20 protein-coding genes are annotated in these 17,586 nt (G+C 61.6%); 11 read left to right on the top strand and 9 right to left on the bottom strand.

What is annotated here, in order from left to right; all coding sequences use genetic code 11:
* The first annotated feature begins 7 nt into the window (after positions 1-7).
* Entirely contained in the window at positions 8-1,474 is a 1,467-nt protein-coding gene (gene xdhA / locus FHX16_RS16215) for a xanthine dehydrogenase small subunit (RefSeq protein ID WP_183861294.1), read from the top strand.
* Complete coding sequence (gene xdhB, locus FHX16_RS16210; protein WP_183861434.1) at positions 1,474-3,813, top strand: xanthine dehydrogenase molybdopterin binding subunit; 2,340 nt, start codon at positions 1,474-1,476, stop codon at positions 3,811-3,813. The genes xdhA and xdhB overlap by 1 nt, the downstream gene beginning before the upstream one ends.
* A 41-nt stretch (positions 3,814-3,854) precedes the next feature.
* On the opposite strand, the gene FHX16_RS16205 is transcribed toward xdhB, so the two are convergent.
* Positions 3,855-4,058 carry a hypothetical protein gene (locus FHX16_RS16205; RefSeq protein WP_183861296.1) on the bottom strand — a complete coding sequence of 68 codons (204 nt, stop codon included), beginning with the start codon at positions 4,056-4,058 and terminating at the stop codon, positions 3,855-3,857.
* 101 nt (positions 4,059-4,159) lie between these two features.
* On the opposite strand from FHX16_RS16205, the gene FHX16_RS16200 reads away from it, so the two are divergent.
* The gene (locus tag FHX16_RS16200; RefSeq protein ID WP_259129441.1) at positions 4,160-5,065 is read left to right on the top strand and encodes a LysR substrate-binding domain-containing protein; all 906 of its coding nucleotides are present in this window, start codon (positions 4,160-4,162) and stop codon (positions 5,063-5,065) included.
* Here FHX16_RS16200 and FHX16_RS16195 read toward each other — a convergent pair.
* Positions 5,062-5,394: a hypothetical protein gene (locus FHX16_RS16195; RefSeq protein WP_016554797.1), complete on the bottom strand. Its 333-nt coding sequence runs from the start codon at positions 5,392-5,394 to the stop codon at positions 5,062-5,064. The two genes, FHX16_RS16200 and FHX16_RS16195, sit on opposite strands and share 4 nt — an antisense overlap.
* A 748-nt stretch (positions 5,395-6,142) precedes the next feature.
* Here FHX16_RS16195 and FHX16_RS16190 point away from each other — a divergent pair.
* Genes FHX16_RS16190 through guaD form a run of 3 tightly spaced genes read left to right on the top strand, consistent with a single transcriptional unit; the run spans position 6,143 to position 9,139 of the window.
* Complete coding sequence (locus FHX16_RS16190; RefSeq protein ID WP_259129438.1) at positions 6,143-7,381, top strand: urate hydroxylase PuuD; 1,239 nt, start codon at positions 6,143-6,145, stop codon at positions 7,379-7,381.
* Complete coding sequence (locus tag FHX16_RS16185; RefSeq protein WP_259129436.1) at positions 7,378-7,809, top strand: COG3650 family protein; 432 nt, start codon at positions 7,378-7,380, stop codon at positions 7,807-7,809. Before FHX16_RS16190 ends, FHX16_RS16185 begins: the two co-directional genes overlap by 4 nt.
* A gap of 22 nt (positions 7,810-7,831) precedes the next feature.
* Entirely contained in the window at positions 7,832-9,139 is a 1,308-nt protein-coding gene (gene guaD, locus FHX16_RS16180) for a guanine deaminase (RefSeq protein ID WP_259129434.1), read from the top strand.
* Between the two features lie 57 nt (positions 9,140-9,196).
* Here the strand turns inward: guaD and FHX16_RS16175 are convergent, their stop codons facing one another.
* Positions 9,197-10,090, bottom strand: a complete 894-nt coding sequence (locus FHX16_RS16175; protein WP_259129433.1) for a LysR family transcriptional regulator — start codon at positions 10,088-10,090, stop codon at positions 9,197-9,199.
* Between the two features lie 123 nt (positions 10,091-10,213).
* Here FHX16_RS16175 and FHX16_RS16170 point away from each other — a divergent pair, with 123 nt between their 5' ends.
* The 3 genes from FHX16_RS16170 to FHX16_RS16160 are packed head-to-tail and all read left to right on the top strand — an operon-like array spanning position 10,214 to position 12,382.
* Positions 10,214-10,609, top strand: a complete 396-nt coding sequence (locus tag FHX16_RS16170) for a cupin domain-containing protein (RefSeq protein ID WP_259129432.1) — start codon at positions 10,214-10,216, stop codon at positions 10,607-10,609.
* A 14-nt stretch (positions 10,610-10,623) separates the two neighbouring features.
* Positions 10,624-11,613 carry an aldo/keto reductase gene (locus FHX16_RS16165; RefSeq protein ID WP_259129431.1) on the top strand — a complete coding sequence of 330 codons (990 nt, stop codon included), beginning with the start codon at positions 10,624-10,626 and terminating at the stop codon, positions 11,611-11,613.
* Positions 11,614-11,644: 31 nt separating this feature from the next.
* The gene (locus FHX16_RS16160) at positions 11,645-12,382 is read left to right on the top strand and encodes an SDR family oxidoreductase (RefSeq protein ID WP_259129430.1); all 738 of its coding nucleotides are present in this window, start codon (positions 11,645-11,647) and stop codon (positions 12,380-12,382) included.
* A 69-nt stretch (positions 12,383-12,451) separates the two neighbouring features.
* Here the strand turns inward: FHX16_RS16160 and FHX16_RS16155 are convergent, their stop codons facing one another.
* Positions 12,452-13,303, bottom strand: a complete 852-nt coding sequence (locus FHX16_RS16155; RefSeq protein ID WP_183861315.1) for a LysR family transcriptional regulator — start codon at positions 13,301-13,303, stop codon at positions 12,452-12,454.
* A 94-nt stretch (positions 13,304-13,397) separates the two neighbouring features.
* Between FHX16_RS16155 and FHX16_RS16150 the strand changes: the two genes are divergently transcribed.
* Both FHX16_RS16150 and FHX16_RS16145 read left to right on the top strand, forming a co-directional pair.
* Positions 13,398-14,366 (top strand): quinone oxidoreductase, encoded by a 969-nt coding sequence (locus FHX16_RS16150; RefSeq protein ID WP_183861317.1) that lies wholly within the window; start codon positions 13,398-13,400, stop codon positions 14,364-14,366.
* Positions 14,367-14,442: 76 nt separating this feature from the next.
* Positions 14,443-15,585: an alpha-hydroxy acid oxidase gene (locus FHX16_RS16145; RefSeq protein WP_183861320.1), complete on the top strand. Its 1,143-nt coding sequence runs from the start codon at positions 14,443-14,445 to the stop codon at positions 15,583-15,585.
* A 117-nt stretch (positions 15,586-15,702) separates the two neighbouring features.
* On the opposite strand, the gene uraH is transcribed toward FHX16_RS16145, so the two are convergent.
* The 5 genes from uraH to uraD form a co-directional block, all read right to left on the bottom strand.
* Positions 15,703-16,059, bottom strand: coding sequence for a hydroxyisourate hydrolase (uraH, locus tag FHX16_RS16140; RefSeq protein WP_183754028.1), 357 nt, complete (start codon positions 16,057-16,059; stop codon positions 15,703-15,705).
* Positions 16,056-16,556, bottom strand: coding sequence for an ureidoglycolate lyase (locus FHX16_RS16135; protein WP_183861322.1), 501 nt, complete (start codon positions 16,554-16,556; stop codon positions 16,056-16,058). Before FHX16_RS16135 ends, uraH begins: the two co-directional genes overlap by 4 nt.
* A 4-nt stretch (positions 16,557-16,560) precedes the next feature.
* Entirely contained in the window at positions 16,561-16,923 is a 363-nt protein-coding gene (locus FHX16_RS16130) for a DUF86 domain-containing protein (RefSeq protein WP_183861324.1), read from the bottom strand.
* The gene (locus FHX16_RS16125; RefSeq protein WP_183754020.1) at positions 16,920-17,213 is read right to left on the bottom strand and encodes a nucleotidyltransferase family protein; all 294 of its coding nucleotides are present in this window, start codon (positions 17,211-17,213) and stop codon (positions 16,920-16,922) included. Before FHX16_RS16125 ends, FHX16_RS16130 begins: the two co-directional genes overlap by 4 nt.
* Positions 17,214-17,265: 52 nt before the next feature.
* Positions 17,266-17,586 (bottom strand): 2-oxo-4-hydroxy-4-carboxy-5-ureidoimidazoline decarboxylase (uraD, locus tag FHX16_RS16120; RefSeq protein WP_259129427.1); only part of this gene is annotated, 321 nt, incomplete at its 5' end.

The following is a 17,586-nucleotide window of genomic DNA, read 5'->3' as shown; positions in this document are numbered from 1 at the left end:
GAACGACATGAACGACAGCATCCGCTTCATCCTGAATGGCGAGGACGTCTCGCTCAGCGCTGTCCGACCGACCGAGACTCTTCTTGACTATCTTCGGTTGAAGCGCCGGCTGATGGGCACGAAAGAAGGATGCGCGGAAGGCGATTGTGGCGCCTGCACCGTCCTCGTCGGTCGGCTGATCGACGGCAAGCTGCACTACGAGTCCGTCAATGCCTGCATCCGCTTCATGGGATCGCTGAACGCCACCCATGTCGTCACGGTCGAGCATCTGGCCGCCAAGGATGGCACGCTTCATCCGGTACAGCAGGCAATGGTCGATTGCCACGGTTCGCAGTGCGGGTTCTGCACGCCAGGCTTCATCATGTCGATGTATGGTCTCTGGCTTTCCAACGACAAGCCGAGCCGGGCCGACATCGAAAAGGCACTGCAAGGCAATCTCTGTCGTTGCACCGGTTACGAGCCGATCGTGAAAGCCGCCGAGCAGGTGAGCCACACCCGCCCGAGCGCGCTCTTCGACCCGCTCGAGAAGACCCGCTCCGAGATCATTTCGCGCCTCTGGGCGATGCGGACCAGCCAGACCATTTCGATCACCACGGCAGAGGGCCGGCTGGTCGTCCCGGCCTCGCTGGACGCGCTGGCGCGCGTTCTGGCCGAGGAACCAAACGCCACCATTGTTGCCGGCTCTACCGATGTCGGGCTCTGGGTGACCAAGCAGATGCGTGCCTTGGATCCGATTGTCTTCATCAACCATCTGACCGATCTGCAGTCGATCACCGCGGGCGATGGCGGTTTTACCATCGGCGCAGGCGTCACCTACAGCCGCGCCTTCGAGATCATTGCCAAGAAGGTGCCCACACTTGGCCGTCTCATCGACCGTATCGGTGGCGATCAGGTCCGCAACATGGGCACGATCGGCGGCAATATCGCGAACGGCTCGCCGATCGGCGATACGCCGCCACCCTTGATCGCCCTAGGCGCCACGGTGACGCTGCGCTCTGTTGCCGGTCCGCGGATGCTACGGCTCGAGGACTTCTTCATCGCTTACGGCAAGCAGGATCGGCGTCCCGGCGAATTCGTCGAGAGCATCTTCGTACCCTATCCCGCCGAGGACACGCGATTTGCCGTCTACAAGATCACCAAGCGCCGCGATGAGGACATCACCGCGGTTCTCGGCGCATTCTATCTGACGCTGGACGGCGAAGGCGACGTCAACGACATCCGGATTGCCTTTGGGGGCATGGCGGCAACGCCGAAGCGCGCGCGCCAGGTCGAGAACGCGCTGATGGGCAAACCTTGGAACGAACAGACGATCGAGGCGGTGCGGGCCGAGTTCGATGCCGACTTCCAGCCACTGACCGACTGGCGCGCAACGGCCGAATATCGCCAACTGACGGCGAAGAACCTGCTGATGCGCTTTTTCCTGGAAACATCAGGAACGCCGGCTGAACTCCACCGCTTCGAAGAGGTGGCATGATGGACAAGTCGACCTTCGGCGATCCAAAATTCATCATCAACGGCGCCATGCACGACGCACAGCGCCACGATTCCGCACACAAGCATGTCACCGGCTCTGCCGACTATATCGACGACCTGCCTGAGCCTGTCGACCTGCTGCACGGCGCCTTGGGCCTGTCAGACCGAGCCCACGCCGAGATCGTCAGCATGGACCTCTCCGAGGTCGAAGCCACACGAGGCGTCATCTGGGTGTTCACCGGCAAGGACGTCCCGGGCGTCAACGACGTCAGTTCAAACGGTAGCCACGATGAACCGTTGCTCGCGGAACAAAAGGTCGAATTCCACAACCAACCGATTTTCGCCGTCATTGCCGAGACGCGCGAGATTGCCCGGCGAGCCGCCCGCAAGGCGAAGATCGAATACCGCGAGCTGCCGCATTGGAGCGATATCGACGGCGCGCTTGCCAACGGCAGCCCGCTCGTCATCACCCCGATGACCCTGCAGCGCGGCGATGCGAAAACGGAAATGGAAAACGCGGCGCGGCGCCTGAAGGGCCAAATGCGGATCGGCGGCCAGGAGCATTTCTATCTCGAAAGCCATGTCGCCATGGCAATTCCCGGCGAGGACGACGAGGTTACGGTCTGGTCGTCAACCCAGCATCCGAGTGAGATCCAGCACATCGTCGGCCACGTCCTCGATATCCCATCGAATGCGGTGACGGTGAACGTTCGCCGCATGGGTGGCGGCTTCGGCGGCAAGGAAACGCAGGGCAACCAGTTTGCAGCCCTTGCTGCAATCGCCGCCAAGAAGCTGAAGCGTGCCATCAAGTTCCGGCCCGACCGCGACGAGGATATGGCTGCTACCGGCAAGCGCCACGATTTTCTCGTCGATTATGAACTGGGCTTCGACGACGATGGGCGGATCCACGCCGTCGATGCCACCTACGCCGCCCGCTGTGGCTTCTCCTCCGACCTCTCCGGGCCGGTGACCGACCGCGCGCTGTTTCATGCGGATTCCAGCTACTTCTACCCGCATGTTCACCTGGCATCCAAGCCGCTGAAAACTCACACCGTCTCGAACACCGCCTTCCGCGGTTTCGGTGGCCCGCAAGGCATGCTCGGTGCGGAACGCTTCATCGAAGAAATTGCCTACGTCGTCGGCAAGGATCCGCTCGAAATCCGCAAACTCAACTTCTACGGACAACCCGGTTCGGGTCGCACGCTCACCCCCTATCACCAGGAGGTCGAAGACAACATCATCGGCCGCATCGTCAATGAGTTGGAGGAAAGCGCCGACTATCAGGCGCGCCGCAACGCAATCATCGAGTTCAACCGCAACAGCCGCTTCATCCGCAAGGGCATCGCGCTGACGCCAGTGAAGTTCGGCATCTCCTTCACGCTGACGGCTTTCAACCAGGCAGGCGCTCTTGTTCATGTCTATCAGGATGGCTCGATCCACCTGAACCATGGCGGCACGGAGATGGGCCAAGGTCTCTACACGAAGGTGGCGCAGGTGCTGGCCGACAGCTTCCAGGTCGACATCGAGCGGGTGAAGATCACAGCCACGACCACAGGTAAGGTGCCGAATACCTCGGCAACGGCCGCGTCGTCCGGATCGGATCTGAACGGCATGGCGGCTTATGATGCCGCCCGCCAGATCAAGGAGCGGCTGGTCGCCTTTGCCGCCGAGAAATGGGCGGTGCCGCCAAAGGATGTCGTCTTCCTGCCGAACCGTGTACGAGTCGGCGACAAGGAATTCGCCTTTCCTGACTTCATCAAGCAGGCATATTTTGCCCGCGTTCAGCTTTCCGCTGCGGGCTTTTACAAGACGCCCAAGATCCATTGGGATCGCGCGGCCGGCCGAGGCACTCCGTTCTACTACTACTCCTACGGCGCCGCCTGCTCGGAAGTGTCGATCGATACGCTGACCGGCGAATACATGATTGAACGCACCGATATCCTGCACGATGTCGGGCGCTCGCTGAACCCGGCCATCGATATCGGCCAGGTCGAAGGTGCTTTCGTGCAGGGCATGGGCTGGCTGACGACCGAAGAGTTGTGGTGGGACGAAAAAGGCAGGCTGCGCACACATGCGCCCTCGACTTACAAGATTCCTCTCGCCTCCGATCGCCCGAAGAGCTTCAACGTCCGGCTGGCGGAATGGTCGGAAAATACGGAAGCCACCATCGGCCGCTCAAAGGCAGTCGGCGAACCACCGTTCATGCTGGCGATTTCGGTGCTGGAAGCACTCTCGATGGCTGTCGCCAGTGTTGCGAACTACAAGGTCTGCCCTCGGCTCGACGCGCCGGCAACACCGGAGCGCGTGCTGATGGCCGTCGAGCGTATGAAGCAGGCCTGAGAAAAAGCAGCACTCAAGTGCTGCCTTTTCTCCGTTGATGCCTACTGCCAGAACTCCCTGTCGAAACGCGGCTCCCGCCCGTCCAGGAAACCGAGGTCGCGCTTGACGCGATCAGGCATGCCTTCGAGGTCCAGCCGGTCCCATTCCGAAAACCGCCGCAGCAGTCTGCGGCCAAGGCCTGAGAGCCAATTGGAAGTCTCGGAAACCCTCGCATGGCTCTTGTGCTCGATAACGACGCAATCCATAACATCACCTCAACAATCTGATCCGTTGGGTTGCAGATTGCGCCAATAAATGCTGCAATTCCAATCGAACAATCGTTGGAACGCATAAAGAGAACTTATCCATGAAGCTGTCAAAGCAGTTTCCTTTGAACGCCCTGCGGGTCTTCGAGGCCGTGGCGCGGCTCGGCAGCTTTACGCGTGCGGGCGAAGAACTCGGCATGACGCAGACCGCCGTTAGCTACCAGGTAAAACTACTGGAGGAGAATGTCGGCGAGCCGCTGTTCCTGCGTCGTCCACGCCACATCAGCCTGACCGAGACCGGAGAACGGCTGGCCCCGCAGGTGACCGAAGCTTTCGAAATGCTGCAACTCGCCATGGCCGAGGCGCGTGGGGAAACAGAGGTAACCCTACAGATCACCTGCCTGGCGACGTTCGCGTCCCAATGGCTTGCGCGCAAGCTTGGCAATTTTCAGCTCGCCAATCCGAATATCGCCGTGCGGCTCAGCACCACGGATTCGCTGGTCGATTTCGGCCGCGAAGCAGTCGATGTCGGCATCCGCTCAGGCAGGGGAGAATGGCCGGGGCTGCGGGCGGACAAACTGATGAACGTCTATTTCACGCCTATGCTGAGCCCGGCACTGGCGGAAAGTATTGGCGGGATTCATGAGCCTGCCGACCTCTTGAAGCTTCGGATTTTCGATCCCACCGATCCTTGGTGGCACCAATGGCTCGAAGCTGCGGGCGTACCGATTCCCAGCTTCGAGAAGAGAAGCACGAGCTTTTATGGCGCCCAAGCCTATGAGGCCGCGGCCGCGGTGGCCGGCCAGGGCGTTGCGATCCTGACACCTGACTTCTATCCGGAGGAACTTGCGAGCGGGAAGCTGATCCGCCCATTCGAGCTTCAATGCACCGATGGCCGCGGCTACTGGCTGGCTTATCCGGAGAACCGCCGCAACGTCCCTAAGATCAAGGCATTCCGAAACTGGGTTCTTGCTGAAATGAACGTCGCCGGGACCGGCGGCAGCTAATAACCCATCTGAGGCGCGTAGAAGCAGCGTGGCGTGTCCTCGTTCGGGAACAGACAAAGGTGATAGTCACCATCACCGGAACGCATTGCCTTGCCCATGGGAAGAAGGAAGACATGTGCGTGTGTAACAAGCCTATGATCACCCGGTAGCAGCGTGACCCGATATCCGTGCGGCGTGATCGCGACGCTCTTGGGAGGAATCATCTGGCAGTCCCCGTTCTCGCTGTCGCCATTGCAACAAAAGGGCTCATAGCTCCAACCCGACGGCGCATCGTGCGCGTAGGCACATGATGCAAATGCAATCATCACACACACAAGAATGCTGCGCATTGGCATCATCTCCGTCGATGAATGCGCCGTCGGAATGGCGTGATTCTCACCTCATTCCGACGGCCTCAAAACTGAAATTGTAATCGAACCGTGACATTTCAAGCCACTTTCCATGCTGCAAAGCGGCGTCGACACACGCACTTTGAACCGCGCTTTACCATTCCGCGTGCTTGCGAACGGCGGCCCGCAAGCACGCTTCGTGATCGACCCGATCACGACCATCAGGAGAGCATCCGATGCAAAAGCGTCGACATCTTGGCTTGCCACATATTCTTTTTGACGCGCTCCTGCTCGGAGCGCGGGAACACCTGTTCCCGAAAAAGGCTTTTGGGGCGAAAGAGCCCTATCGGCTTGCCATCTCATCGGCCAATCCAAGGGCCTTGATATGGTTTGCATATTACAATGCCGATCAAGCTTGGCCCTTCGCCCCGATCCGGGAGTAGGACAGCGGCCCGATGCCTGCCTCAAGCCGCTGAAAGCGACGCGTGCCGAGTGCTGTTTGGGTCTCTAGGCGCAACCGAGCACGGCGAGAATGGCGGGAGCCCCCCTGAACGCCGAGCAGGCAGTCGGAGCTTCGAACGCTGCGAGCTTTGCGTGTGTACCCGGTCCGTACGGGGCATTTTCACAAGTTCGTTACTGCGAGGGATGCTGGCCCGCTTACTGTTGATGCTCAACCGACGCTTATCCCCTTTCCTCGGGACGCCACTTTCTGCAATGTGAAGAGTCGAGGGAAGTACAGGGGAACTCAATGTATGAATATGCCATCGCGTGGGAATGGCTGGCCTTTGCGGCCCGCTGGTTCCACGTCATTACCGCGATTGCCTGGATCGGCTCGTCCTTTTATTTTATTGCGCTCGACCTCGGGTTGGTGAAACGGCCGCACCTTCCGCCCGGAGCCTATGGCGAGGAGTGGCAGGTGCACGGTGGCGGCTTCTACCACATCCAGAAGTATCTCGTGGCCCCGGCGCAGATGCCGGAACACCTGACCTGGTTCAAGTACGAGAGCTATTTCACCTGGCTCTCCGGCTTCCTGATGCTCTGCATCGTCTACTATGGCGGTGCCGACCTCTTCCTCATCGACCGCCATGTGCTCGACATCAGCGCGCCTGTGGCGATCCTGATCTCGCTTGCCTCACTCGCCGTCGGCTGGATCGCCTACGACCTCTTGTGCAAATCGCCGCTCGGCAAGAACACTTGGGGCCTGATGGTGGTGCTCTACGCCGTGATCGTCTTCATGGGCTGGGGCTATACGCAACTTTTCACCGGCCGCGCCGCGTTCCTGCATCTCGGCGCTTTTACGGCAACGATCATGTCGGCCAACGTCTTCATGATCATCATCCCGAACCAGAAGATCGTGGTCGCTGACCTGATCGCCGGACGTACGCCCGATGCGAAATACGGTGCGATCGCCAAGCAGCGTTCGCTTCATAACAACTACCTGACGCTGCCTGTCATCTTCTTCATGCTGTCGAACCATTATCCGCTGGCTTTCGGCACCGCCTATAACTGGGTAATAGCAGCTCTTGTTTTCCTGATGGGCGTGACCATCCGCCACTGGTTCAACACGACGCATGCCCGCAAGGGCCGTCCGACCTGGACCTGGATCGTGACCGTCATCCTTTTCATCCTGATCATGTGGCTGTCGACGGTGCCGAAGGTGCTGACAGGCGAGAAAGACGCCCAGGCCGTCGCTCCCGCGTTCCAGCAATTCGCCGGCGACGCGCATTTCCCCGCAGTCAAGCAGCTTGTCGGCACGCGCTGCTCCATGTGCCATGCCGCCGAGCCTGTCTATGAGGGGCTGGCGCGACCGCCGAAGGATGTCGTTCTGGAAGCCGATGCCGAAATTGCCGCTCGTGCGCGCGAGATCTATATACAGGCAGGCCGCAGCCACGCCATGCCACCCGGCAACGTGACCGACATCACCCCGGACGAACGCAAGCTGTTGGTCGCCTGGTTTGAAAGCGCAATCGAAGGCAAGCAGGAATGATGTCAGCCGCCCTTCGCTTCATGCTCCTCGCCTCCACCCTGACCGCTTGCGGCCAGAGCGGCGCAGATGCGACTACGGCGAAGGGCAGTCCGGCAGCAGCCACAGGGAATTTTGACGGCGACCTCAACGCCCTCGGCACTGAGCCTTTCTGGGCGATCAAGATACGCGCCGACGGCATCACCATCAGCCGCCCGGGTGTGGAGGACATCAAGAGCGCCAACTCCGGCCCGGCGATCGAGAAGGATAGCGCCACCTGGACAATCGCCGGCGGACCTGCTCCCCTCAGGCTGACACTAACCAAGGGGGCTTGCTCGGACGGCATGTCTGACCGTCACTACCCACTCAACGCAGTTCTGGCATTCGGAGACAAGACCATGTACGGCTGCGCCGCCACACCGGCGGCTATCGCCGCCCAGCCGGCGCCCTGATGCATTCGAGAGGTAGAAAGCCATGACACACACCCTTCTTCGCGGCCGCCTCCTCTCCTTCCTGCGCGCACCTCAAGATCTTGGCGATAGCGGTAGCTATCTCTACGAAAGCGATGGCGCCCTGCTGATCAAGGATGGCCTGATCGTTGCCTGCGGCACCTATGACCAGGTCAGCGCGCAAGCCCCGGCCGACGTGGTGACCATCGATCATCGCCCCCACCTGATCATGCCCGGCTTCATCGACATGCACCTGCATTTCCCGCAGATGCAGGTGATCGCCTCCTACGCCGCGAACCTCTTGGAATGGCTGAACACCTATACCTTTCCCGAGGAGTGCCGCTTCGTCGAAAGCGCCCATGCTCAGCGGATAGCCGGGCATTTCTACGATGAACTCGTGCGCCATGGCACGACGACGGCCGTTGCCTACTGCTCCGTCCACAAGGCCTCCGCCGACGCCTTTTTCGCCGAGGCGCTGAAGCGCAACATGCGCATGATCGGCGGCAAGGTGATGATGGATCGCAATGCCCCGCAGGGTCTGCTCGACACCCCACAGATGGGCTACGACGAGACCCGCCAGATCATTGCCGAATGGCACGGCAAGGGCCGCAACCACGTCGCCATCACCCCGCGCTTCGCCATCACGTCGACGCCGGCGCAGATGGAAGCCACCCAGGCGCTCGCCCGCGAGTTTCCTGACCTGCACATCCAGACGCATCTCTCCGAGAACCACGACGAGATCAAGTTCACCTGCGAGCTCTATCCCGAGGCCATAGACTACACCGATATCTATGCCCGCTACGGCTTGCTCGGCGACAAGACGCTCTTCGGCCACTGCATCCACCTCTCGGATCGCGAGGCCGATGCGATGAGCGAAGCAGGGTCGGTCGCGGTGCATTGCCCCACCTCGAACCTCTTCCTCGGCTCCGGTCTCTTCCCGCTGAAGGCGCTCGCACGCCGCGACAAGCCGGTGCGCATCGGCGTCGCCACCGATATCGGCGGCGGCTCCAGCTATTCGATGCTGCGCACCATGGACGAGGCCTACAAGATCCAGCAGCTGCTCGGCGAACGCCTGAACCCGCTGGAGAGCTACTACCACATGACCCTTGGCAACGCCCGCTCGCTGTCGCTCTCCGACCGGATCGGCACGCTCGACGTCGGCTCCGACGCCGATATCGTCGTCCTCAATGCCGCCGCGACGCCCGCAATGGCGCTGAAGATGGAGGTCGTGAAGGCGCTGCCGGAAGAGCTCTTCCTGCTGCAGACCATGGGCGACGACCGCGCGATCGTGGAGACTTACGTGGCAGGCGTCGCGGCCAAGAGCGCGATCTGAGATCTGCCCGTTGGGGTCGGCATCTGCCCGCAACCAGCGGGCTGGATTTCGTGTGCCTCACTCCCGGTAGCGAAGTGCATTGACCAGCAAGGCGAAGGCCGGCGAGGTTTGCCGACGGCTCGTATAGTAAAGATGATACCCGGGGAAAGGCGCACACCAATCCTCAAGCACGCGAACGAGCCGTCCATTGGACAGAGGCTGCCGCACCAGCGCCTCCGGCACGTACGCCAGACCGAGCCCCGAAAGTGCTGCGTTCAACCGTAGCTGCGCGTTGTTGAACACCAGCTGCCCCTCCACGCGCACCTTCACCTCACGTCCGTCCTTCTCGAACTCCCAGGCATAGACCCCGCCATAGGTCGGCAGGCGCAGATTGATGCAGTTGTGGTCGGTGAGATCAGAAGGCGTCTGCGGCTTCGACCGCCGGTCGAAATATGCAGGCGCTCCGACGACCGCCATCCGCATATCAGGCCCGATACGCACGGCGATCATGTCCTTCGCCACCTGCTCGCCAAGGCGGACGCCGGCGTCGTAACGCTCGGCGACAATGTCGGTCAGCCCATAATCGACGATGATCTCGACATTGATATCGGGATAATCAGGCAGCAGCTTCTCCAGGGCGGGCCAGAGTATGGCGTCGGCGGCATGCTCTCCCGCCGTGATGCGGATCGTACCCGCCGGCTTCTCGCGAAATTCGCTGAGTGCTGCCAGCTCACTCTCGATCTCGTCGAAACGTGGACCGATCGAACCCAGCAGCCGCTCGCCTGCCTCGGTCGGCGACACGCTGCGCGTCGTGCGCGTCAGCAGCCGAAGACCGAGGCGTGTTTCGAGGCCGCGGATCGTATGGCTGAGCGCCGATTGCGACACCCCGAGCTTGGCAGCGGCCTTCGTGAAGCTTCTCTCCCGCGCCACCGCCAGAAAGGCGATAAGATCGTTGATCGATTGCCGCGTCATTCATGAATCCTACTCATAAGATCATGCCGTTTATACCATCTAATCGTAGGAAAGCATCCGCACTAAATCTTCTTCCGAACGTCAGCCGAGCAGCACGCTCCTGAGCTCACGAAAGGACGAAAGATGAAAATCAAGCGAAACGGCTCCGATCCATCCGCCAAGGGACCGGCGGACTATTTCACCGGAACGGTCCGCATCGACGCGCCGTTCAGCGGGGCGCCGCCAGCACGCGTCGGCGGTGCAACGGTGACCTTCGAGCCCGGCGCCCGCACCGCCTGGCACACCCATCCACTCGGTCAGACGCTGATTGTCCTCTCAGGCAACGGTCGCGCGCAGCGTGACGGCGGACCTGTCGAAGACATCCGCGCCGGCGACATCGTCTGGTTCGAACCGGGCGAGAAGCACTGGCACGGTGCATCCGCAACAACAGCCATGACCCACATCGCGATCGCCGAAGCCCTCGACGGCAAGGTGGTCGACTGGATGGAAAAGGTCAGCGACGAACAATATCAGGGCTAGGAAAGGAAAACTCCATGCAAAAGCGCACACTCGGAAAAAGCGGCCTCGAAGTATCCGCCCTCGGCCTCGGATGCATGGGCCTGAGCTACGGCTACGGCCCGGCAACCGACACCGCGGACGCGATCAAATTGATCCGCGCCGCCTTCGAACGCGGCGTCACCTTCTTCGATACCGCGGAAGCCTACGGTCCCTACAAGAACGAAACCCTGCTCGGCGAGGCGCTTGCGCCCTTCCGCGACAAGGTCGTCATCGCCACCAAGTTTGGCTTCAACTTCGGCCCGGATGGCGGCCAGAGCGGTATGAACAGCCGCCCCGCCCATATCAGGGAGGTTGCGGACGCGGCGCTGAAGCGCCTCAACACCGACGTGATCGACCTCTTCTACCAGCACCGCGTCGATCCCGATGTGCCGATCGAGGACGTCGCCGGCACGGTCAAGGACCTCATCAGCGAAGGCAAGGTCAAGCATTTCGGCCTCTCCGAAGCGGGCGCCAGGACGATCCGCCGCGCGCATGCGGTGCAGCCCGTCGCCGCCCTGCAGAGCGAGTATTCGTTGTGGTGGCGCGAGCCGGAACAGGACATCCTGCCGACGCTCGAGGAACTTGGCATCGGCTTCGTTCCCTTCAGCCCGCTCGGCAAGGGCTTCCTGACCGGCGCGATCAACGAAGCGACCACCTTCGACAGCAAGGACTTCCGCAACGTCGTTCCGCGCTTCTCCGCCGAAGCTCGCAAGGCCAATCAAGCGCTCGTCGATCGCCTCGGCGAAATCGCCCGCGACAAGGACGCGACACCGGCACAGATCGCGCTTGCCTGGCTGCTGGCACGCAAGCCCTGGATCGTTCCGATCCCCGGCACGACAAAGATGCACCGTCTGGAAGAGAACATCGGCGCCGCCGCAGTCCAGCTGACGGGTGACGATCTTGCCGCCATCGAAACCGCGCTCGCCGGCTACAAGGTCGAGGGCGACCGTTACCCGGCACATCTCCAGGCAAGGGTCGACCGCTGACCGGCGGCGAAGCGAAGGGAAAGGATCTGTCATGACTGACGGCATCAAGGACAAGGTCGTCGTGATCACCGGCGCAAGCAGCGGCCTTGGCGAAGCTGCGGCCCGGCGCCTGGCAAGGGACGGTGCCAAACTCGTTCTCGGTGCCCGGCGTCTCGACCGGCTGAATGCGATCGCTGATGAACTCGGCCTCGCCTCGGATGCCGTCGTCGAGACCGACGTAACCAAGGTCGATCAGGTCAGACGCCTGGTCGATCACGCTGTTCGGCTGCACGGCCGCATCGACGTCATCATCAACAATGCCGGCCTGATGCCGCACTCTCCGCTGGAGCGCGGCAAGGTCGAGGATTGGGACCGCATGATCGACGTCAACCTCAAGGGCGTGCTCTACGGCATTGCCGCGGCGCTGCCCTATATGAGGGAGCAGAAGAGCGGTCAAATCATCAACGTCTCGTCCGTCGCCGGCCACAAGGTCAATCCGGGTGGGGCCGTCTATGCCGCGACCAAGCATGGCGTTCGCGTGATTTCGGAGGGGCTGCGGCAGGAGGTGAAGCCCTACAACATCCGCACGACGATCATCTCGCCGGGCGCCGTTGCCACCGAACTGCCCGACAGCATCACCGAACCTGACGTCGCCGAGCGCGTCCGCAAGGTCTACGAGATGGCGATCCCGGCCGATTCTTTTGCGAGCATGGTGGCCTTCGCCATGAGCCAACCGGAGGATGTCGACGTCAATGAAATCCTGTTCAGGCCGACCAGGCAGGAATATTGACATTGAAGGCGGCCGCATCTGGCCGCCTCTCACCACCGACCACCTTTACCCGCGACATGCGCGCAGCTGCTAACTTGACCACGCGATCGATTTCAAGGCGTCCATCACAACCCGGATGACCGGCACGTTGCGGATATCCGCGTGCACGACCAGCCACAGCTCCCGCGTCAGAGGCTGCGGCTGCGGGATCGCCTCGATGAGACCATCGACACCAGCGAGCATGAAATTCGGCAGCATGGCGATGCCACCGCCGGCGCGCGCCGCCGCCAGCTGAAATTCCAGCGTCGTGGCCCTTAGCGCCACCTTCCTCCCCTCGGTTGCCTCGGCAAGCCGGATCGACTGCGGTGCGCTCGCCATCGTTTCGTCATAGGCAATGAAGGTTCTCTGCGCCTCCGGCGTGGCGGCCAGATAACCGGCGGTGGCATAGAAGCCGAAGCCGATATCTCCGAGCTTGCTGATGACGAAATTGCCTTGCTCCGGCTTCGTCATGCGAACCGCAATATCCGCCTCCCGCCTGTCCAGCGAGGCGTAGCGCGTCTCTCCGACGATGGTGATGCCGATGTCAGGATGCCGGACCCGCAAGGCGACCAGCCCTGCCGGCAGCATCGCAGCCGCAAGTGTCGGCGGCGCGCTGATCCGGACCTCCCCAGCGAGCGTCGCACCCGCGGCAAGCCCCAGCCGTTCGACGGCCTGCGCCTCCAGCCCCATTCGCTCTGCCATCCCGGCGACCCGCTCGCCCTCCGGTGTCAGCACGATGCGGCGACCGCGCCGGTCAACCAGCTTCACGCCCATCTGCTCTTCAAGCCCGGCAACCCGGCGGGCAACGGTGGCATGTTCCACGCCTAGGGCGCGAGCCGCCCCGAGCAGCGTTCCGGCGCGCGCGAGCGCCGCGAAATAACGGAGGCTTTCCCAATCGATCATTGTTAATTTTTTCCTATTTAATGAGAGGTAATAGGGAATTTTCGATCAGAATGCCATGCGCGATGATGCTTGCAACAGCAATCGGAGAGTACTCATGGACAAGGTCATTACGCTTCTCGCCCCAGGCGGCATCGAACAATTACAGGTTTCGGAACAGGCGTTGCAGTCGCCCGGTGCAGACGAGATCCGCATCCGCCACGACGCGATCGGCATGAACTTCCTCGACATCTATCACCGGCGCGGGCTCTACGCCTTGCCGGCCTATCCCGCCATACTCGGCGTCGAAGGCGCCGGCACTGTCGAAACCGTGGGGAGCGCGGTCACCGACCTGAAGCCCGGCGACCGCGTCGCCTATGCCGGCGCCCCCGTTGGCGCCTATGCCGCAACACGCCTTCTGCCGGCAGTCCGCGCCATTCGCCTGCCCGATAACCTGCCTTCAAAGGTCGCGGCCGCGTCCATGCTGAAGGGGTTGACGGCCTACATGCTGCTGACGAAGACCTATCGCGTCGGGCCGGGAACCACCATCCTCATCCACGCCGCCGCCGGCGGGCTTGGAAGTCTTCTCGTGCGATGGGCAAAGCATCTCGGCGCCACCGTCATCGGAACCGTAAGCTCGGAGGAGAAGGCCGATCTCGCCCGCGACTACGGCACGGACCATCTGATCGTCGGTCGCGATGCCGATCTCGTCGCCGCGGTCGAGGCGCTCACCGACAATGGCGGCGTCGATGTCGCCTATGACGGCATCGGCGCCGGCACGCTTGCAAAATCCATAGCATCCGTCCGTCCGTTCGGCGTCGTGGCGACGATCGGACAGGCGGGCGGGCCGATCCCGCCTGTCGCCGTCGACGCACTTCGCCCCGGAAAATCGCTGACGCATCCAAGTATCATGGCTTACATCACGGACACTTCGGCTTACCTGACGGCGGCCGAGACCGTGGTCAAAATGCTGGCAGCTGGCATCACCGCAACGATCGCCCGCGAATACGCGCTGGAGGAAGCTGCAGAAGCTCAGCAATTCCTCGAAGCGGGACGTGCCGCAGGAAGCCTGATTCTTGTTCCATAGGCGAGGAAAGAGATACACAAAGCCTCGGAAATCATGTTAAGGGCCATGGCGTTATTCAGATGTGAAAGTCTTATCCATGGCCACGCCTCTCACGATCGCCGACCTGAAAACCCTCGCCCAGCGCCGTGTCCCGAAAATGTTTTTCGACTACGCGGATTCCGGCGCCTGGACGGAGTCGACCTACCAGGCGAATGAGAGCGATTTTGCCAAGATCAAGCTGCGCCAGCGCGTGCTCGTCGACATGACGAACCGCACGCTGGAGACGACGATGATCGGCCAGAAGGTGTCGATGCCCGTCGCCCTTGCGCCCACAGGTTTGACGGGCATGCAACATGCTGACGGCGAGATGTTGGCCGCTCGTGCAGCGGAAGACGCGGGCGTTCCGTTCACCCTGTCGACGATGAGCATTTGCTCGATCGAGGATGTCGCGTCTGTCACGACCAGACCCTTCTGGTTCCAGCTCTACGTGATGCGCGACAAGGATTTCGTGCTCAACCTGATCAACCGCGCCAAGGCGGCGAAGTGTTCGGCCCTCGTGCTGACCGCCGACCTGCAGATCCTCGGCCAGCGCCACAAGGACCTGCGAAACGGCCTCTCCGCGCCGCCGAAGTTTACGCCAAAGCATATCTGGCAGATGGCAACACGCCCCTTCTGGTGCCTGGACATGCTGCAGACGAAGCGCCGCACCTTCGGCAACATCGTCGGCCACGCGAAGAACGTCTCCGATCTTTCCTCGCTCGCCTCCTGGACCGCCGAGCAGTTCGATCCGCAGCTCTCCTGGGCCGATGTCGCTTGGATCAAGGAACAATGGGGCGGCCCGCTGATCATCAAAGGGATCTGCGACGTCGAGGACGCCAGGGCGGCAGCCGAGACCGGTGCCGACGCCATCATCGTCTCCAACCATGGTGGTCGCCAGCTCGACGGCGCCCCCTCGTCGATCAGCATGCTGGAACCGATCGTCGATGCCGTCGGCCACAAGATCGAGGTGCATCTGGACGGCGGCATCCGCTCCGGCCAGGACGTGCTGAAGGCAATCGCCCTCGGCGCCAAGGGTACCTATATAGGCCGCCCCTTCCTCTACGGCCTCGGCGCCATGGGCAAGGAAGGCGTGACCCTGGCGCTTGGCATCCTCCGCAAGGAAATGGACATCACCATGGCGCTTTGCGGCAAGCGCGACATCAACGAGGTCAACTCGTCGATCCTGCTCGGTCGCCAGTAAGAACGAGCTACTACGGCAACCAGCCCGTCGCGAGCGCGCCTGCCCAATCCGGGCGGGCGTCCGCCTCCAGAGTGAGGTGGTTGCCGTCCGCGGCCGCGATCGCCGCAAACCGCATGGTCAGCTGCCGCGATAGGTGGAATAGCCGTAGGGCGAGATTAGCAGTGGCACGTGATAATGCGCGCTGAGGTCGGCGATACCGAAGCGGATGGGCACGAGATCCAGAAACGCCGGGTGCGGCAACGCGACGCCCATCCCGCGCAAATAGTCGCCGGCGTGGAAGTGCAATTCGTAGGTTCCGACCTTGAAGCCATCGCCAACTAGGATCGGGCCGCCGTCGACGCGGCCGTCGGAATTGGTCCGCACGGTCTTGATGTGGTGGCGAAAATCGCCATCCATCTGGAAGAGATCGATCCGCAATCCCTCTGCTGGCTTGCCGGACGCAGTATCGAGAACATGGGTCGTCAGTCCGGTCATAGGCTCGGCTCGCTGATGATGTAAGGGGCTTCGAAAGCGTACTCTTCCAGATTATTGCCGGGGCCGTCGCGGTCGACAACGAGGAAATCGCTGGCAGCACCAAGCGACATCAACGGATGGTGCCAGACGTTGCGGCGATAGTTCACGCCCTGATCGCCACGCGCGAGGAATACGCGGGGACGACCGGGCCTTCCGCCCTCGTCCTCAGAGGCGACGACGAGATAGGGCCGACCCGAGATCGGCGAAAAGCTCTGACTGCCGAACGGATGCCGCTCCATCATGCCGATTTCATACGGAAACGCCCGCGGCTGACCACGAAAGAGATTGATGATGACGTGCGCGCCCTCGCCGACTGCTTCGGCGGCCGCGAGCGCATGGAAACGTTCCGTCGTGCCGTTGTTGATATAACGCATCGTCGCCGGATCGGCTTCGATCACATCACCGAACGGCGCAAAGGCGGATTTGGTCAGGGGAAGGATGTCGAGGAATTGAGGCATGTCGTTATTCGCCTTCGGCGCGCCAATTGCGCACGAGGTCAAGCCTATTGAGGAGATCTGGGACGTCGTCTTTCGCCGTAGCCCAAACCTTGTCGAGGTCGATGTCGAAATAGCCGTGTGCAATACGACTGCGCATCCCGCGCATCGCACCCCAAGGAAACTCCGGGTGTTCCAGCGTAAACTCGGGATGGATCTTTATCAGTTGCGAAGCGATCTCCGAAGCCATCAGGAGGCTCATTCCAACTGCCCGCTGAAGGATAACATTCGCTAGGAACTCTTCCTTGTTGACACCATCGATCATGAACTGGGCATCGGTCGCGGCTTGCCGCATGCGCTCCAGCAGATAGGGAATTCGCTCCACGCTCATATCGGCTTCGCTTCAGAAAGGACACGCATCCGCACGGCTTCGGGAAAGTCGCCGGGCGTCAACAGATGGATGGATTTGCCGAGCATCATCTGTTCCAAGGCATCCTGTAAGCCGCCTAACGTTAACAATGTACTGCCGGGTAGCGCGTCCACCAGAATATCCAGATCGCTATCAGCCCGATCTTCGCCGCGCGCAACCGAACCGAAAACACGCGGGTTCGCCGCGTTGAAGCGCTTCGTGGCTTCGCGGATTGCCTGCCTGTTCTTCTCCAGCACTTCCGAAGGTTTCATGACGCGACTATAAGTCACGGATGCAAAAGAGAAAAGCACCAGGAATCGTGCGTCAGCGTCCCGCTAGCATAGTTTCCAGCCGCAGGAACGCGATACGCTCGACTTGAGCGGTGGCCGTTTCAAACTCCTCGTCGCTCGTATTGCCGATGCGCCTTTCGAACGCCGCCAGAATATCGTCCTTGCTCAAGCCCTTCACCGCAATGATAAACGGAAAGCCGAACTTCTCGACATACGCCGTATTGAGCTCGGTGAAACGGTCGTGCTCCTGCGCATTAAGTCGGTCGAGCCCGGCGCCCGCCTGCTCCTTCTTGCTGTCCTCGGTCAATTCACCTGCGATTGCGAGGCGTCCTGCAAGATCGGGATGGGCACGCAG

It is taken from the genome of Rhizobium sp. BK661 (assembly GCF_024808825.1).
Classification (GTDB): domain Bacteria; phylum Pseudomonadota; class Alphaproteobacteria; order Rhizobiales; family Rhizobiaceae; genus Rhizobium.
Note: the sequence above shows the minus strand (reverse complement) of the source record. Positions and strands in the feature narration are given on the sequence as shown.

Coding starts and splice junctions, on each gene's coding strand:
- xdhA (WP_183861294.1), top strand. CDS start 8: ATGAACGACAGCATCCGCTTCATCCTGAATGGCGAGGACGTCTCGCTC.
- xdhB (WP_183861434.1), top strand. CDS start 1,474: ATGGACAAGTCGACCTTCGGCGATCCAAAATTCATCATCAACGGCGCC.
- FHX16_RS16205 (WP_183861296.1), bottom strand. CDS start 4,058: ATGGATTGCGTCGTTATCGAGCACAAGAGCCATGCGAGGGTTTCCGAG.
- FHX16_RS16200 (WP_259129441.1), top strand. CDS start 4,160: ATGAAGCTGTCAAAGCAGTTTCCTTTGAACGCCCTGCGGGTCTTCGAG.
- FHX16_RS16195 (WP_016554797.1), bottom strand. CDS start 5,394: ATGCGCAGCATTCTTGTGTGTGTGATGATTGCATTTGCATCATGTGCC.
- FHX16_RS16190 (WP_259129438.1), top strand. CDS start 6,143: ATGTATGAATATGCCATCGCGTGGGAATGGCTGGCCTTTGCGGCCCGC.
- FHX16_RS16185 (WP_259129436.1), top strand. CDS start 7,378: ATGATGTCAGCCGCCCTTCGCTTCATGCTCCTCGCCTCCACCCTGACC.
- guaD (WP_259129434.1), top strand. CDS start 7,832: ATGACACACACCCTTCTTCGCGGCCGCCTCCTCTCCTTCCTGCGCGCA.
- FHX16_RS16175 (WP_259129433.1), bottom strand. CDS start 10,090: ATGACGCGGCAATCGATCAACGATCTTATCGCCTTTCTGGCGGTGGCG.
- FHX16_RS16170 (WP_259129432.1), top strand. CDS start 10,214: ATGAAAATCAAGCGAAACGGCTCCGATCCATCCGCCAAGGGACCGGCG.
- FHX16_RS16165 (WP_259129431.1), top strand. CDS start 10,624: ATGCAAAAGCGCACACTCGGAAAAAGCGGCCTCGAAGTATCCGCCCTC.
- FHX16_RS16160 (WP_259129430.1), top strand. CDS start 11,645: ATGACTGACGGCATCAAGGACAAGGTCGTCGTGATCACCGGCGCAAGC.
- FHX16_RS16155 (WP_183861315.1), bottom strand. CDS start 13,303: ATGATCGATTGGGAAAGCCTCCGTTATTTCGCGGCGCTCGCGCGCGCC.
- FHX16_RS16150 (WP_183861317.1), top strand. CDS start 13,398: ATGGACAAGGTCATTACGCTTCTCGCCCCAGGCGGCATCGAACAATTA.
- FHX16_RS16145 (WP_183861320.1), top strand. CDS start 14,443: ATGGCCACGCCTCTCACGATCGCCGACCTGAAAACCCTCGCCCAGCGC.
- uraH (WP_183754028.1), bottom strand. CDS start 16,059: ATGACCGGACTGACGACCCATGTTCTCGATACTGCGTCCGGCAAGCCA.
- FHX16_RS16135 (WP_183861322.1), bottom strand. CDS start 16,556: ATGCCTCAATTCCTCGACATCCTTCCCCTGACCAAATCCGCCTTTGCG.
- FHX16_RS16130 (WP_183861324.1), bottom strand. CDS start 16,923: ATGAGCGTGGAGCGAATTCCCTATCTGCTGGAGCGCATGCGGCAAGCC.
- FHX16_RS16125 (WP_183754020.1), bottom strand. CDS start 17,213: ATGAAACCTTCGGAAGTGCTGGAGAAGAACAGGCAGGCAATCCGCGAA.